Here is a 15,341-nt window from a genome sequence, read left to right on the forward strand (position 1 = left end):
CATAACGGCCCCGCATCAACGTGGCTTATTTACTCATGGCGCCAATGTTAAAGACCTGTTCCAGCATGGGGTTGAAGACAAAGCCTTTGACCTCTTTGTTCATCGCCAGCTGGTAGTTTTTCTGGAAGAGATAGACGTAGGCGGCCTCATCAATCACGATGGTTTGCGCCTGCTGGTAATCCTTCGTTCTGGCCGCCTGATCGGTGGTGGTCAGCGCGCTGCGCAGAAGTTTATCGACCCCGGCGTTTTCATAAAACGAACGGTTACCCGGCAGGCCTTTCTTATCAGACTCAAACCAGTAGTTCATGAACATGTACGGGTCGGCGAAGTCCGGGCTCCAGTTGCCGATGGCAATGTCGTAATCACCTTTGCCGATCCGGTCACGCATGGTGGCATTCGCCAGTTTTTCCAGCTTCACCTTAATGCCCAGCTTGCTGAGGCTGGCCTGCGTGGAAAGCGCAATCGGCTCCCAGTTTGGATCGTTATCAGAGTAGAGGAAGCTCAGGCTGTCGGGCTTGGTCGCGACTTGCTCCCAGGCGGCTTTAGCTTTCGCTTCATCAAAACTGTACTGCATCGCCTTCGCGTCATAGCCCCACATACCTTCAGGAATCGGGCCGCGCATCTGCTTGCCGTTACCGCTGAGGATACCCGTCACCATGCCCTGATAGTCCGTTGACCATGAAATGGCCCGGCGCAAATCCACCTGATTCAGCGGCGCTTTACTGTTGTTCAGATAGAGGTAAGTCACGCGCAGCGAAGGGTAATCCGCCACGTTGACTTTCCCTTCCTGTTTTAACGCGTTGAGCTGGTCTACCGGGAGAGCATCGGCAATGTCGATGTCTCCCCGCGACAATTGCAGGCGGCGGGAAGCGCTCTCACCAATAATTTTTACCGACACGCGCTTAAAGGCAGGTTTGGCTCCCGCATAATGCGGATTCGGCACCAGAATCAGCTGCTGTCCTTTCTGCCAGCTTTTCAGCATAAACGGGCCAGAACCTGCGGTGTTCTGCGCCAGAAAACCGCGCGCATCATCTGCGGCATGTTCTTTCAGAACCGCCGGGTTAATAATGGAGGCGCCGTCATTCGCCAGCGTGTACAGGAAGGGCGCAAACGGCTGGCTCAGCGTAAATTTCACCGTATAGTCATCGACGGCTTCGACTTTCAAATCTTTTGGAAAGGCTTCTGCCGGGCCTTGCCCAATTTTCAGCAGACGCGCAAAAGATTGTTGCACCGCATCTGCCGTAACGGGCGAGCCATCAGCGAATCGGGCATCTTTATTAAGGGTAAACGTCCACTCTTTCTGATCGTCAGAGGCCTTCCAGTCGCTCGCCAGATCGCCTTCAACCTCCGTGGAACCTTTACCTCCCTCGGTTTTGTACTGCACAAGGCGTTGATAAGACGGGTAGGTCACCGTCCAGTCGTTGTTATCAATAGTGACGGCAGGATCAAGCGTTTGCGGATCGGCCGCTTTACCAATCACCAGCATATCTTTGGGTACAGCCGCCTGAGCGGCGGGCAGGGCAACAGCCAGTGCCACGGCAATCAGGGCGGGACGAAACAGCGAAGTTAAAGTGTGTGTTGTCTTCATGACCGTGCTCCATCATTTACAGGGAGGGTTGTGTTGTTGTGCGTGATGCCGGGAAACAGGCAATGCAGTCGTCGAGCAAGGGGTAGCTGGCCGCGTCCGGCAATTCAAAATGCCACCATTCACTGGTGATGCCGACAAAACCACCGCCAAACATAATAGCGTTCAATAACAATCGATTACGTTGCGCTGCGGGTGGAACAGAAGGGTGATACGAGTGCGAGCGATCGTGCATTTCATCAAAACCGGCCCCCATATCAAGTACGTTGCCATGCTCATCCATCAGAGTGACGTCAATTGCCGTACCACGGCTATGGTTTGAACCGATGGCCACATCCACCACGTATTGCGGATCGGGACAGACATGCCATAGAACCGACTGCGCCTGCTGGGGACGATAGGCGTCGTATACCACCAGAGACAGCCCTGCCAGCTGCGCGATGCTGATACTTTTCGCCAGCGCGGTGACGGCATCCGTATGCAGCAGGCAACGGGCCTCCCGGTAAATGGGCGCGCCGGTGAGGTTATCGGCGGTGGCGTATTTGAGATCGATATGCAGCGAGGGGAAAATCACTGACAGATCGACCAGTTCAGGGGTTTCTGACATAGCACGTTTCCTGTTTATTGTTCGAATTGACCAAACTCTTGTTGCAGCTGGCGATTGGTTCGCAGCCGTTCAGCAAGCGTATCGCCCAGTTGATCCACCACGCCTGACAGCAATAAGTTGAACAAGCAGCTCACGGGGGCGAGTGAATCCCAGAAGTGCCCGGTGTCGGTTTTTACCTGCAATAAGTCGATGGCGTAGTCTCTGGCCCACGGACACCAGACATCAGTGATTAACGCCAGCGGAATGCGCCGCTCGCTGGCAACGCGACAATACTGACGGGCAGCGGCGGAATAGGCGCGGGTATCCGTGATCACCACATATGGCCGTGCGAACCCGGAATTCAGCGACTCGACCCAGCTCCCGGATAGCCCTTCGGAATAACTGACTTTGGGCCGCAGGTATTCCAGATGGCTGAAAAAGGCGTTAGCAATGCCGCGCGTGGACTGAATCCCCAGAACATACACGGCCTCCGCATGCGCCAGTTGCTGAGCGATTCGCAAGAACGTTTCACTTTGCGCCAGCTGATAGACGTGGGTGATGGCATCAATTTCCAGCGACAGCGACTGACGCGCTCTGTCGGGCAGTCGCTGTTGCTGTTGCCAGGAGTCAAGGCGTTCATTCATCCCCCAGGGCTGATAGGGCACGGATGGCAGTTCCCGCAGGCTGGCCTTGGCATCCTCAAGATTACGAAAACCAAGCTTCCGTAAATAACGTCCTACCGTGATGCCGCTGGTGCCTGTCGCTCTGGCGATACCGTCTGCCGTTTCAAACGGTATCTGCGCCGCGTGCGCTAACAGCCAGCCTGCAACGCGCTTTTCGCTGGGCGTATGCTGGCTAAAACTCTTCTCAATTCGGGCAAATAACTCAGGTTTTGATGTCATTACCGTCTCGCTGTTAGTGAGCTGTCAGAGAGCGTTCCGCTGTTACTGAATTAACAATGCAGGACGCATGCCAACCTGGAAACCACGGCATCGCCGTCTTTTTTGTTAAATTAAGGTGATATTTAATTAACGAATGATCAACATTTGTGCAGATTAGTTCACTTTTGGTGCAGCGATCGTCAGAGAGGGCATGAATGTGTCGAATCCGTCGCAGGGATCACATTGTGATGCCAGAAATTGCAGGGTCAAAAATGGCAAACGCCAACGTGGATAGCAGAGAAATATAAAAGCGCGAGACACATTATTTATCGGCGGAAAGAACGGTGTATTATTTTTGTAGATTTAATAAATATTCATCAGGCAAGTAATCTGTTCATTTTACGCATTAAAATACAACGCGATATTAATTATTCTTTTATAACAGACAGGTTTGTAGCAACGTATGAAGGCAGGCGAAGTGTAAACCCCCCTGACTTATGAAGTGCGGCACAACCAGGAGAACACAAGGCCTGGCGCGTAAGTGATTAAAACAACGCATTAAAAATAATATTCAAAATAAACTTATCACGCTATTTAAATCAGGTGAAAGTGCAGGATTTTGTTATTAGTGACAACGTCACATTTAAGGGCGTATTAATATTTCTTAACGAACCATAAAACCGCATAAAGATATAAATTTGTGTGCCGATACTGAATAAAAGAGAGTCGTTTACATAAGGGGTTTGTATGGTCTGGTATCCATCACGCATTTCCACCCGTCTGACGATTGGGGGGATTGCGCTGCTTGCAGTGACCACGCTGGTTATTGTTGCCATTATGCTCTGGCGCGGTCAGCCGCGCGTTGTTGAGATCAACTCCGCCCTGATAGAGGAGACAGGGCAAGGACTGACTCGCCAGTTAGGTACTGTTTTATCGCGTATTGAAGGTGAAACGGTAAGCCTGTCGCGCCTTGCCGAAGTGCTGCCAAACGACGAATCGCTATACCAGCATGTCGTTCCGCATCTTATTGGCGAACAGAATGATTCCATCATTACCGGCGGCGGCATCTGGCCGGAGCCGGATGCCTTTACGCCCGGCATTGAACGACGCAGTTTCTTCTGGGCGCGTGATGCAGAAGGGAAATTGATCTTTTCCGACGACTACAACGTTGCCGGTGGAAGCGGTTATCATAACGAAAGCTGGTATCTCCAGGCGAAAGGGCACTCACAGAACAGTTGCGTCTGGTCTGATGTTTACCAGGATACGATTTCCGGGGTTAACATGGTGACCTGTAGCATTCCTTATCAACTGGCAGGGAAATTTGCCGGCGTCGCCACAACCGATATCCGACTGGATAACGTCGCCACCTTTATGCAACAGCAGGGGAACAGCACAGGCGGTTATGCCTTTGTGGTGGATAAACAGGGGCAAATCCTCTATTTCCCGCAGGCCGATCACGCGCAGTTTAAAACGTTTACTGACCTGGTCAAAGCCTCTGACTGGCTCGCCCCGGTAGCCGGATCGCTGAAAACGCTGAATGCCTCGGCCGATGTCGCCACCATTCCCCTTGCACACGACGGCATACTGGACGGGCCTTCCCGGGTGATGCTTTTCCCGATGGCGGATACCGGGTGGATCGTTGGGCTGGTGACGCCTGAAGAACGCGTTGTCGGACTGGCAAAAGTGATGATGAAGGATGTACTGGAAGTGCTGATTCCGATCATGGCCATTCTGCTGGTGGGTTCCTGGCTGGTGGTGCGCCGTCTTATCTCTCGTCTGGACGATACGCGTCGCGCGCTGGATGATATCGCCCAGGGTGAAGGCGACCTGACTCGCCGCCTGGACGTCCGGGGTAAAGATGAGATTTCCGATATTGCTCAGGCCTTTAACCTCTTTGTGGACAAAATATCCGCGATCCTGATTACCGTTCGCAGCAGTAGCGTGGTGGTTGCGAATAACGCCGTCAGTCTGGCTGACAGTAATATGGAGTTATCCTCCCGCGTAACGCAGCAGGCTGCCGCGCTGGAGGAAAGCGCGTCGGCGATGGAGCAATTAAATGCGACCGTTCATCAAAATACCGGGAATACACAGTTAGCCGATGAGCTTTCCGAAAACACGGCGCAAACGGCTAACCGCTGTGGCGATGTCATGCAGGGCGTGATTTCCACGATGGATAACGTCAGCGCGTCGTCCGGCAGGATGGTGGAAATTGTCGCCGTTATCGACAGCATCGCGTTTCAGACCAACATTCTCGCGCTGAATGCGGCGGTGGAAGCCGCACGAGCGGGTGATGCCGGTCGCGGATTTGCCGTCGTCGCCTCTGAAGTGCGCACGCTGGCACAACGCAGCGCCACTGCCGCGCAGGAGATCAAGGCGTTAATCGATGAGTCGGTCTCACACGTAGACAGCAGCAGTCAGCAGATCCATAACGCCGGGGATCGTCTTGGCGAGTTGGTCGGCAACGTACGTCAGGTCAGACAACTGATGGGTGAAATTCGCGTGGCGGGTGAAGAACAGCGTAAAGGTGTCTCTGAGGTTACGCTGGCAGTAACCGAAATGGACAGTACGGTTCAGCAGAACGCGTCGCTGATTGATGATGCCGCTGCGCGAACCCAGGTCCTGAAAGAGGAGGCTGAACAACTGGCGCTGCTGGTCTCTTCATTCAGATTGCCTGAACCCACTGCGGCATAATTTTCTCTCTCCCTCACAGAACGTCTGCAAATTGCAGACGTTCTGCTTGTGTCAGTCAGATAACTAAATCCATTATTTAGTGTTTTATCTCCATGAATAGCCAATAACTCCATTATATAGTGGCTTATGCTTTTTGCCTTCGTTGCACATTAACTCTATAATATTGTGTATTACGTCAGAAATATTGCGATAAGGGACACTATGATGGATTTAACCCTTAGTTCTCCAGCCGAGATTGTTACGCTGCTGTGCGACCGGTTACGCAAAGAACGCCAGGCAAAACAGATGACTCAGGCTGACGTGGCCGCCCGGGCGGGAGTTGGCGTCAATACGGTTTCAAACCTTGAAGCAGGCAAAAATGTGGGCTTCGAGAATCTGGTCAGAGTAGCGGTGGTATTAGGTTATGGCGACGCGTTGAAAGCGCTGTTCAAGCCCAAAATTGATAGCCTGGATGATATCTTACGTTATGAGAAGAGCGCGACGCGTCAGCGGGTGAAGAGGAAAAATAGCGATGCCTGAGCAGATAGACGTCTTCTATGAAGGATGGGGGGAACGATGGCTCTGGGGCAAGCTGGTCTCATCAACGGCATTGACCGGTCGGCCAGTCATCGCCTTTGAATACAGTGACGAGGCCGTTCGCAAAGGTTTTGAGCTGTCCCGCTTAACATTACCGCTTGAGGGGCCGCGATTACGCAGGGACTTTCCGGCTCATCAATTACATCTTCCGGGGCCGGTTTACGACGCTCTGCCTGATGGCTGGGGAATGTTGCTGATGGATCGCTTATTCAAACGCAGGGGACTCAATGCCGCCCGGATTGGCCCCCTGGAGCGGCTTACCTGGGTGGGCGGCAACGCAATGGGGGCAATGACATTCCAGCCGGTACAGGCTGAGGCCGAACTTACCTCGCAAGAAGAGATCCCGCTGGTGCAGCTGGCCGCAGAGGTGCAGGAGGTTCTGAGCGGAGAAGGCGGGGAGTTCCTGCAAAAATTATTGCAAATGGGCGGTTCACCACAGGGGGCACGGCCAAAAGCATTACTTTACCGTGACACTGTCATGTCAAAATTCACAACCTCGCCGTTAGCCGGCGCGGAAAGCTGGCTGGTCAAATTCCCGGCCAGACAGGAACATGCCGAGGTCTGCGCCATCGAAGCCATCTATTCAGCGTGTCTGCGCAAATGCGGCATCCAGACGCCTGACGTTACGTATTTCGCCTTGCCGGAAGGGCAAGCGGCATTCGCCACCCGCCGTTTTGATCGTGAACAAGGAATGCGCGTGCCCATGCAAAGTCTGGCCGCCTTCACTGGCGCGAATTACCAGACGCCTGGTTCGCTCGACTACCGAAGTTTTTTACGTGCGACGCAAATATGCACCAACGATATTCGGGAAAAAGCGCTTGCCTTCGAGCGAGTGGTCTTTAATGTCGTGTTCAACAACCGGGACGATCATCCTAAGAACTTCGCTTATTTGATGTCCGCAGATGGGCAATGGACCCTGGCGCCCGCCTATGATGTGACCTATTGCGATGGGCCTGGCGGCTATCATCAGATGGATGTGATGGGTGAAGCTCTGGATATTGAAAGAAAGCATCTTCAGGCGCTGGGTGAACAGGAAGCCGAATTGCCAGCCACCAGAGTCGCGGAGATCATCGCGACTATTTGCGACGTTGCGGCGACGTTCAGCGCAATTGCTACCGACCTCTACCCGGGGCAAATCACGAGCGATACGCTGAACTATATCCAAAAACAGATTGATGGGAATATCAGCCGCCTGAAGGGATGACGGCTGAGTCAGTCTCACGGAGCAAGAGGGTGTGGGGAGGTTAGCTTCCCCACCGGCTTTTCAGATAGTTCACCGCTTGCTGGGTTTGCGGCCGATCAAGATAGCTTTCTCTGAACAGAATTGTGCCTTTGATTTGTGAGACGGATTCATTCAGATCCAGTTGCTTCTTAAGCTCCGGGACGCCGCCATTAATCATCCAGTCCGGTTCATTCTTTGACGGTTCGCCGACTTTATACAACGCCACACCAATATAGAGATGGGTATTCGTGGGTTTCACCACATCCGCCCACCATTTCGCCAGCACATCATAACGGGCCGCGTCACGCGCAAAGGGCCAGTAGAGCTGCGGCGCAATGTAATCCAGTAATCCCAGTTGCACCCAGCGGCGAGTATCGGCATAGGATTCATCATACGCCGCCGCGCCCCTCGTATCCGAACCTGCCGGATCATGCGAGCGGTTACGCCATACGCCAGCGGGGCTGACGCCAAATTCAACATCCGGTTTCAGGTTTTTGACCGTGCGGGACACCTGCTCAATCAGCAGTTGCGTATTGTGTCGCCGCCAGTCCGCTTTTGAGGCAAACGCCTGACCATATCGGGCAAAGGTCGAATTGTCGTTAAGCGTGGAGCCTGGCGTTTCGGTATAGAAATAGTCATCAAACTGTACGCCATCGATGGGATAACGTGTGACTACTTCCGCCACGATACTGGTGATCCAGTCCCGGACGTCAGGAATGCCGGGATCAAGAACAAAACGGTCTCCAGAGATGCGCACCCAGTCGCGATGCAGCACAAACACGCTCGCCGGATTTGACGTCACCGTCGCGTTTAACTGCGCTACCGTTGCTGGTTTGGTGTTTACTGATACGCGGTAGGGGTTAAACCAGGCGTGTACTTTCATTCCCCGCTTATGCGCTTCATCAAGCATAAACTGTAGCGGATCGTAGCCCGGATCTTCACCAATCTTTCCGGTCAGCATATCTGACCACGGTAAAATTTTTGACGGCCAGAGCGCCGTTCCATCCGGCTTGACCTGGAAAAACACGGTATTGATTCCCAGACTTTTTAGCTTATCCAGCTTTTCGATCAACGCGTTCTGTTGTTGACGCACCCGAACCGCCGCATTACTCGTATTCACGGAACTGACCGGAGGCCAGTCAAGGCGCGAAACGGTTGCCAGCCAGATACCACGAACCGGCTGCTGATTTTTCTGGGATGGGGCTGGCGTCGCGGAAGAAGGGGGCGTAACCAGCGAAACGGGAGGTTTTGAGGCGCAACTGGCAAGTAAAAACGCGGAGGCGACAAGCGTAGCCCGTTTTTTTACTTTGCTGACAAGACGAGCGTGACGAGAGCTGATGATCATATTTGCCAATTTTCCGTTTGGTTAATCCAAAAAATCTTACACGAGATCTGGCTAATTACAGAGTTCATTGCTACGTTTTTTACAGGAGATGGCATTCCTCCTCATAACCGCCCTCTGGCTGATGATGCCTGCACATTCTGGACGTTGCCCCGCGTGGACAAGTCAACGTGTATTGTGTAGGAGTCATTATGCGCCGTACCTCAACAACATCGCTGCAATTTATTACCGTTTTATATGCCTCTGGTCGTCGTCATACACCCCCTTCGGGCGATCGTGCTCCTGCATATTTTGTCGATCTGAATCTTGATAAAATCGTCGATCGCATTGTTCAGGGACGGGAAGAGTACGGCATCAGCGCTTTCTTTTATTCACCACTTGAATGTCTGGAGGATATCCTCTATCGACAGGAAATTATTCAGGATGTGACAATACATGCGCTCTATAAGGCGCTAATGGCATATTCCACAGATATGAAGAATATCAGGGAGATTTCAGAAGAAAAAACAAACCGGTTTTACTTCTATCAACAGCGGCGCTGGGAACTTGAGTGCATTTTGTTGTATTGCCAGGCCGTTACGGCGCTGTATGAGCGTATAGCGCCGCTGTCTTTGTCTTCCGACGGTATGATTAATTTCAGGCATTATCTTCATCAGTATATTGAGAGTGAAAATTTTACCGGGTTATATTCAACCGCCACTATGATAAGAAAAAGTCTGGAGGCGGTTCAGTACGGCCTGAAAATTAAAGGCGACGCCATTATTGTTGAACGGTATCACCAGGAGAAAAACTATAGCGATGAGATCCTCGATGTGTTCTCAAAGTTTAAGCAGCATGATGTGAATGTCGAGGTGGAGAGTAGACATCACAGCTTCGGGATGAACCATATTGAAGCACAAGTTCTGGATTGTGTTGCCAGACTATTTTCCGCCGAGTTTCATCAACTTGATGTGTTTATAGATGCCAACAAGCGCTACAGAGATAACACGCTGGATCTTTTTGAACGTGAAGTGCAGTTTTATCTGGCTGTTGTGGAATACATTGAAAAATTTCGGCAGAAAGGGCTGCCGTTTTGTATCCCGGAGGTACAACGAGATGAAAAAGCTATTTCGGCTGTTGCGGCTTTCGATCTCGCGCTTGCAGAGGTCATCCTTGAGAAAAAGGAGAAGGTTGTCTGCAATGATTTCAGCTTCCAGAAGCATGAACGTATTTTCGTCATATCGGGCCCCAACCAGGGCGGGAAAACCACCTTTGCCCGCATGATAGGGCAACTGCATTTTCTTGCCTTGCTGGGCATTTATGTCCCTGCCAGGCAGGCAAAGCTCTTTCTGACAGACACTATTTTTACGCATTTTGAGAAAAGCGAAAATATTTATAACCTCCGGGGAAAACTGTATGACGACCTGGTGAGAATAAAAGCGATCCTTGATGCTGCCACATCACACAGTTTGATTATCATGAATGAGATTTTTACGTCAACCACATCGCGGGACGCCATTTATCTGGGAACACGGGTAATCAAGAAAATAGTCATGCTCGATGCGCTTTGTGTCTGCGTAACGTTTATCGACGAGCTTACGGCATTAGACCCGTCCATCGTCAGCTTAATGAGTACGGTTGAGCATAATAATGCGGCATTAAGAACCTATAAAATCACCAGAAAACCGGCCGATGGTATCGCATGGTCAACGACGCTGGTGATAAAGCATGGGCTGACATATGAGCAGATAAAAACGAGGTTAAACGGATGAACGCATATCTGATGTATAAAGATAACGATTTTATCGTTGACGATAATATTCCAGAGAACATCAAATTTGCCATGAAAGATCTGGAACTGGCGGTGTTGTTTCATGCGTTGTCTGATGGAGATGATTTTCTTTATTCCGTCGTCAGGAAGGCATGTTCCGTGCTGCTATCGGGCATTCCTGACATTGAGTACAGGCAGGCTATTCTGCGGGATTGCCTGTATAACGAGGACGTTATCAGAACATTCTATAACGTGGTGGTTGAATGTCTGCAAATGGAAAAGGAGAAACTTCACTACGGCGTTTTTGGTCATTATCCTTCCGCTGTGCTGCATCAGTCTCTTTCGTTTACCCAATTCCTGATGACATATTTACAGAAAATAAAAATTATCGCACAAGAAAATATCCATCACGTTGAATCTCCGGGGATGGTTCGTCTTTTCTCGATGCTTGTTCAGGAGTTAAACGATGATTATATGAGCACTATTGAAAGACATCTGAAGCAGATGACTTTCAAAAAAGGCGTATTAATCAGCGCGCGATTAGGGCAGGGTAATCAGGGCAAAGACTATGTACTCAGGCGGCCCAATCCCCCGCAAAAAGGATGGTTTCGGCGTCTTTGGACAAAAAGGCCAGCGCATTACACCGTACAGCTAGCCGCGCGTGATGAAAATGGCTTCAGGGCATTAAGCGACTTAAAGGACGAAGGGCTCGTATTGATCGCCAACGCAATGGCGCAATCCACCGCGCATTTGCTTAATTTTCTAAAGTCACTGCGCACTGAATTAGGATTTTATATTTCATGCCTTAATCTTGCGCAGGCCTTAAACAAACGCAATATTCCACTGTGCTTTCCTGTCCCGATATATCAAAGAGAACGCCATCATGTGTTTGAGGCACTCTTTGATCCCTGCCTTGCACTGACATCGGATCGGGAAATCGTTAGCAACACATTAAGAACGGATAATAAAAATACTTTTATCATCACTGGCGCAAACCAGGGAGGGAAATCCACGTTTTTACGCAGTATCGGGCTGGCGCAGATAATGATGCAGACAGGGATGTTCGTTTCTGCTGAATGTTATAGCGCAGATCTTTGTCGGCAGATATTCACGCATTACAAATGTGAAGAAGACAGCCATATGGTCAGCGGAAAGCTGGATGAAGAGCTCCGACGAATGAGTGACATTGTTGATGCTCTACAACGTGATGACCTGGTGCTGTTTAACGAATCGTTCTCTGCAACAAACAGTCGGGAAGGGGCCGAAATCATCAGAGGCGTGGTAACCGCACTGGCAGAAAGCAACGTGAAGCTCTTTTTTGTTACGCATACTGCGGAATTTGCATGTTCGTTTTATCAGGAGGATCGCCAGGACACGGTATACCTGTGCGCCGAACGACGCGACGATGGAGAAAGGACATACAAAATAGCAGAAGGCGTGCCTCTGGATATCAGTTATGGCGAAGATCTGTACCGGGATGTTTTTGATGCCTCTCCCGTATACCGGAATACGGGAGAGGATTCAGAGCGTTAACCTTTTCTGAAGGCAGATTTACCGGCGAAAACGGCGGCATCGCCAAGTTCATCTTCAATACGCATTAGCTGATTGTATTTCTCGATGCGTTCTCCACGGCTTGGCGCTCCCGTTTTGAGGTGTCCGGCGCGTAAGCCTACCGTCATATCAGCAATGAAACTGTCTATTGTTTCTCCGCTACGGTGTGAGATAAAGCTGCCCCAGTGATGATCATGACACAATTGAACCGCTTCGATTGTCTCGCTTAACGTACCAATCTGGTTCAATTTGATCAGTGCGGCATTCGCCAGATTTTCATCAATTCCTCGCTGGATATATTTTACGTTAGTCACAAAAAGATCGTCACCCACCAGTTCAATCTTATTGCCAAGCGTATCGCTCAGAATTCGCCAGCCAGCCCAGTCATCTTCGGCCAGGCCATCTTCGATCAGAACAATGGGGAATTCGTTGACCAGCCGCTCATAATAGCGCGTCATCTCTTCCGCACTGAATTGCGCATTTTCGCTGCGCAGGGTGTATTTTCCGTCTGAATAAAATTCGCTGGATGCAGGGTCCATGCAAATAACAATATCCTCGCCAGGTTTATAACCGGCTTTTTCGATCGCTTCGACAATCAATTCCAGCGGTTGCCGGTTTGACGAAACGGCTGGCGCGAATCCACCTTCATCACCCACGCCAGTAGACAAGCCTTTCTCCAGTAAGACCTGACGTAAATTCTGATACACCTCGCTACCCCAGCGAATGGCTTCCCGAACAGAGCTTGCGCCCCAGGGAGCAATCATGAACTCCTGAAAATCGGCGCCTTGCCAGCGAGCGTGAACGCCGCCATTGATGATATTCATACAAGGAACCGGGAGGAGGTTAGCGCCAACGCCGCCGAGGTAACGATACAGCGGAATGTTTGATAGCTGCGCGGCCAGACGCGCCACGGCAAGCGATACCCCGAGAATAGCATTAGCCCCGAGACGACTTTTATTTTCCGTACCATCAAGAGTTATCAGGCGGTTATCGATATCTTTCTGGCGGCGGACATCATATCCCCGCAGCGCATTATCGATTTCAGTATTGATACTCTGAACCGCGCCCAATACACCTTTGCCGCCAAAACGCGACTTATCTCCATCACGGCGCTCAATGGCTTCGCGCGAACCGGTACTGGCACCGGAAGGGACTGACGCGCGCGCAACACCGCCGCCGATGGCGGAGACTTCGACTTCAACGGTCGGATTACCTCGGGAGTCCAGAATTTCTCTTGCGATCACACGTTCAATTTCATAGCTCATAGAAATGACCTTATTTTATGGAGTGGATATATGTTTAATCAGCACATCAACCGAGAGATGATTGATGAACTCAAAAGAGAACGAGGAAAAAACCCCAAACAGGCGATTCTTATGACCCAGCATGACCAGGTCGATATCCTCATGTTGGATAACCGCTTCAACATCTTTGAAACGTTGAATGCTGATAATTGATTTCACTTGCACATGAATACTGCTGGATTCCGCCAGGCGACTGAGCATCGCTTTGGCCTCGATCACTTCATGTGATTGCCGATCCCGGGTTAAAGCATCACTCGTGTAATCCAGCTCCCGGTAATCAGAACTGATATGCCCGAGGGTGATCTGAGTCCCCATTTCTTTTGCCAGACGTTCAGCATGGTGCAGCAACAGCACACCATCGATTTCATTCTGGACCAGTAATAATGCGTGTTTGTACATATGCATACGCCACCTCTCAAGTAATGAGAAACGTTCAGCATCGCAAATGAACAATGTGTTGCAGACGGGCCGATGGACATAACAAGAGCCGGTGAGCGCTACGTTGTTGCTGATGTTGTGATAGTCAAAGGCATGGATAACATCTTTCTTTTCAAAAAGATGAGATTCAGGAAGTAATGAAGTAGTTGTTTTACTATTCATAGCGATACCCGACATACATGCCTAAGAAAAACAGCAACAGTTGTATATCAGGCGTCATCATCCGATTCGAGCGAACCGGCGGTTGGGAAAGGTGGAACACCATCACCTTGTGAACTAAGCGTATAGCAGGTTCAGGCGGAAATCAATGAGAAGTAAATCTGTTACGCATGGATCGCGAAGAAGGAGAGGGTAGTCAACGAAATCTGCGGCGGAAATAACGCAATAAAAATTATAACTTAGTACGATTTTGACTTTAACAATTCCATAAGTCGTTTAATTATAGACAGTTATTGTATCTACAAGTCTTCGAGTGTGCTTATGAAAGAGATCTGTTCCGCAGATTCGTCAACATTTAAACATGTGCGTTTTGTTCTCACAGACATGGATGAAACGCTGACTTACAAGGGGCGCCTTGCGGCTGAAACCTATCTGGCGCTGGAACGGTTGCAGAACGCGGGAGTAAAAGTGATACCGGTCACAGCCGCGCCCGCAGGCTGGTGCGACCAGATGGCACGGATGTGGCCAGTTGATGGCGTCATTGGTGAAAATGGAGGTGTGTTTTTCAGAAGGCGAAATGACGGTCATGGCATTGAGCGTTTCTTCTGGCACGGCACAGAAAAATATCCTGACGTCGCTGAGCGCCTGACGCAAATTGGGGAACAGATAAAAAGGGAAATTCCTGCCGCTCATTTTACCGACGATCAACCTTTCAGGATGACGTCCATTGCCTTTGCTAAACCGCCAGAAGCCCATCAGTGTTCATTAATACTTAACGCATTGACGCAAGCAGGCGCTACAACCACCGTAAACAATCTCTGGATTCTTGGCTGGTCTGGAGAATATGACAAGTTATCTATGGCCCGACGAGTGCTCAGGGATTTTTACGATCTCGACATTGATGCCGAACGTTCTGCCGTATTGTATAGCGGCGACTCGACGAATGATGCGCCGATGTTTTCATTCTTTGAACATACGGTTGGAGTGAGCACGGTATCAGATTACCTTGATCAAATCCCGAAACCTCCGCAGTGGATTACCCGTGGCCCGGGAGGTGCTGGTTTTGTGGAAATTGCAGATGCGGTTATTGCCGCCAGGTAATGAGAAACGCAGGTCCCATCGGCTTATCCGGTCACAGTGGCCGGGTTTTTAATGCGTGCGCTACATGAAATCTGACGCAGGATAACCGCCAACAGTTTGCAGAATTCACACAGGACACGATGGAAGGTATGCAGAAAAGGCGAGGGATGCATTAT

Annotated in this window: 12 protein-coding genes and 2 riboswitches; of the genes, 6 read left to right on the forward strand and 6 right to left on the reverse strand. The window is 50.6% G+C overall.

What is annotated here, in order from left to right:
- Positions 1-25: 25 nt before the first annotated feature.
- The 3 genes from CKO_RS06520 to CKO_RS06530 are packed head-to-tail and all read right to left on the reverse strand — an operon-like array spanning position 26 to position 3,073.
- Positions 26-1,588 (reverse strand): ABC transporter substrate-binding protein, encoded by a 1,563-nt coding sequence (locus CKO_RS06520; RefSeq protein ID WP_012132397.1) that lies wholly within the window; start codon positions 1,586-1,588, stop codon positions 26-28.
- Between the two features lie 16 nt (positions 1,589-1,604).
- Positions 1,605-2,192: a D-alanyl-D-alanine dipeptidase gene (gene ddpX / locus CKO_RS06525; RefSeq protein ID WP_012132398.1), complete on the reverse strand. Its 588-nt coding sequence runs from the start codon at positions 2,190-2,192 to the stop codon at positions 1,605-1,607.
- A gap of 14 nt (positions 2,193-2,206) precedes the next feature.
- Positions 2,207-3,073: a MurR/RpiR family transcriptional regulator gene (locus CKO_RS06530; RefSeq protein WP_012132399.1), complete on the reverse strand. Its 867-nt coding sequence runs from the start codon at positions 3,071-3,073 to the stop codon at positions 2,207-2,209.
- Positions 3,074-3,799: 726 nt separating this feature from the next.
- Here CKO_RS06530 and CKO_RS06535 point away from each other — a divergent pair.
- From CKO_RS06535 to CKO_RS06545, 3 genes are all read left to right on the forward strand, one after another.
- Entirely contained in the window at positions 3,800-5,743 is a 1,944-nt protein-coding gene (locus tag CKO_RS06535; RefSeq protein WP_012132402.1) for a methyl-accepting chemotaxis protein, read from the forward strand.
- A 204-nt stretch (positions 5,744-5,947) separates the two neighbouring features.
- Complete coding sequence (locus CKO_RS06540; protein WP_024130332.1) at positions 5,948-6,262, forward strand: helix-turn-helix domain-containing protein; 315 nt, start codon at positions 5,948-5,950, stop codon at positions 6,260-6,262.
- The gene (locus tag CKO_RS06545; RefSeq protein ID WP_012132404.1) at positions 6,255-7,523 is read left to right on the forward strand and encodes a type II toxin-antitoxin system HipA family toxin; all 1,269 of its coding nucleotides are present in this window, start codon (positions 6,255-6,257) and stop codon (positions 7,521-7,523) included. The genes CKO_RS06540 and CKO_RS06545 overlap by 8 nt, the downstream gene beginning before the upstream one ends.
- A 40-nt stretch (positions 7,524-7,563) precedes the next feature.
- Here CKO_RS06545 and CKO_RS06550 read toward each other — a convergent pair whose 3' ends face one another.
- The gene (locus CKO_RS06550; protein WP_024130333.1) at positions 7,564-8,886 is read right to left on the reverse strand and encodes a glycoside hydrolase family 10-like protein; all 1,323 of its coding nucleotides are present in this window, start codon (positions 8,884-8,886) and stop codon (positions 7,564-7,566) included.
- A gap of 75 nt (positions 8,887-8,961) precedes the next feature.
- Positions 8,962-9,024, forward strand: a riboswitch (Fluoride riboswitch).
- A 50-nt stretch (positions 9,025-9,074) separates the two neighbouring features.
- Between CKO_RS06550 and CKO_RS06555 the strand changes: the two genes are divergently transcribed.
- On the forward strand, positions 9,075-10,634 hold the full coding sequence (locus CKO_RS06555; protein ID WP_012132406.1) for a MutS-related protein: 1,560 nt from the start codon (positions 9,075-9,077) through the stop codon (positions 10,632-10,634).
- Entirely contained in the window at positions 10,631-12,166 is a 1,536-nt protein-coding gene (locus CKO_RS06560) for a MutS-related protein (protein WP_012132407.1), read from the forward strand. Before CKO_RS06555 ends, CKO_RS06560 begins: the two co-directional genes overlap by 4 nt.
- Here CKO_RS06560 and eno read toward each other — a convergent pair.
- Both eno and CKO_RS06570 read right to left on the reverse strand, forming a co-directional pair.
- Positions 12,163-13,449, reverse strand: a complete 1,287-nt coding sequence (eno, locus tag CKO_RS06565; protein ID WP_012132408.1) for a phosphopyruvate hydratase — start codon at positions 13,447-13,449, stop codon at positions 12,163-12,165. The two genes, CKO_RS06560 and eno, sit on opposite strands and share 4 nt — an antisense overlap.
- Before the next feature lie 15 nt (positions 13,450-13,464).
- Positions 13,465-13,893 (reverse strand): universal stress protein, encoded by a 429-nt coding sequence (locus tag CKO_RS06570; RefSeq protein ID WP_012132409.1) that lies wholly within the window; start codon positions 13,891-13,893, stop codon positions 13,465-13,467.
- Positions 13,894-14,129: 236 nt separating this feature from the next.
- Positions 14,130-14,204, reverse strand: a riboswitch (Fluoride riboswitch).
- Between the two features lie 202 nt (positions 14,205-14,406).
- Between CKO_RS06570 and CKO_RS06575 the strand changes: the two genes are divergently transcribed.
- Complete coding sequence (locus CKO_RS06575; RefSeq protein WP_012132410.1) at positions 14,407-15,186, forward strand: HAD-IIB family hydrolase; 780 nt, start codon at positions 14,407-14,409, stop codon at positions 15,184-15,186.
- Positions 15,187-15,341: the final 155 nt, after the last annotated feature.

It is taken from the genome of Citrobacter koseri ATCC BAA-895, assembly GCF_000018045.1.
Lineage (GTDB): Bacteria > Pseudomonadota > Gammaproteobacteria > Enterobacterales > Enterobacteriaceae > Citrobacter_B > Citrobacter_B koseri.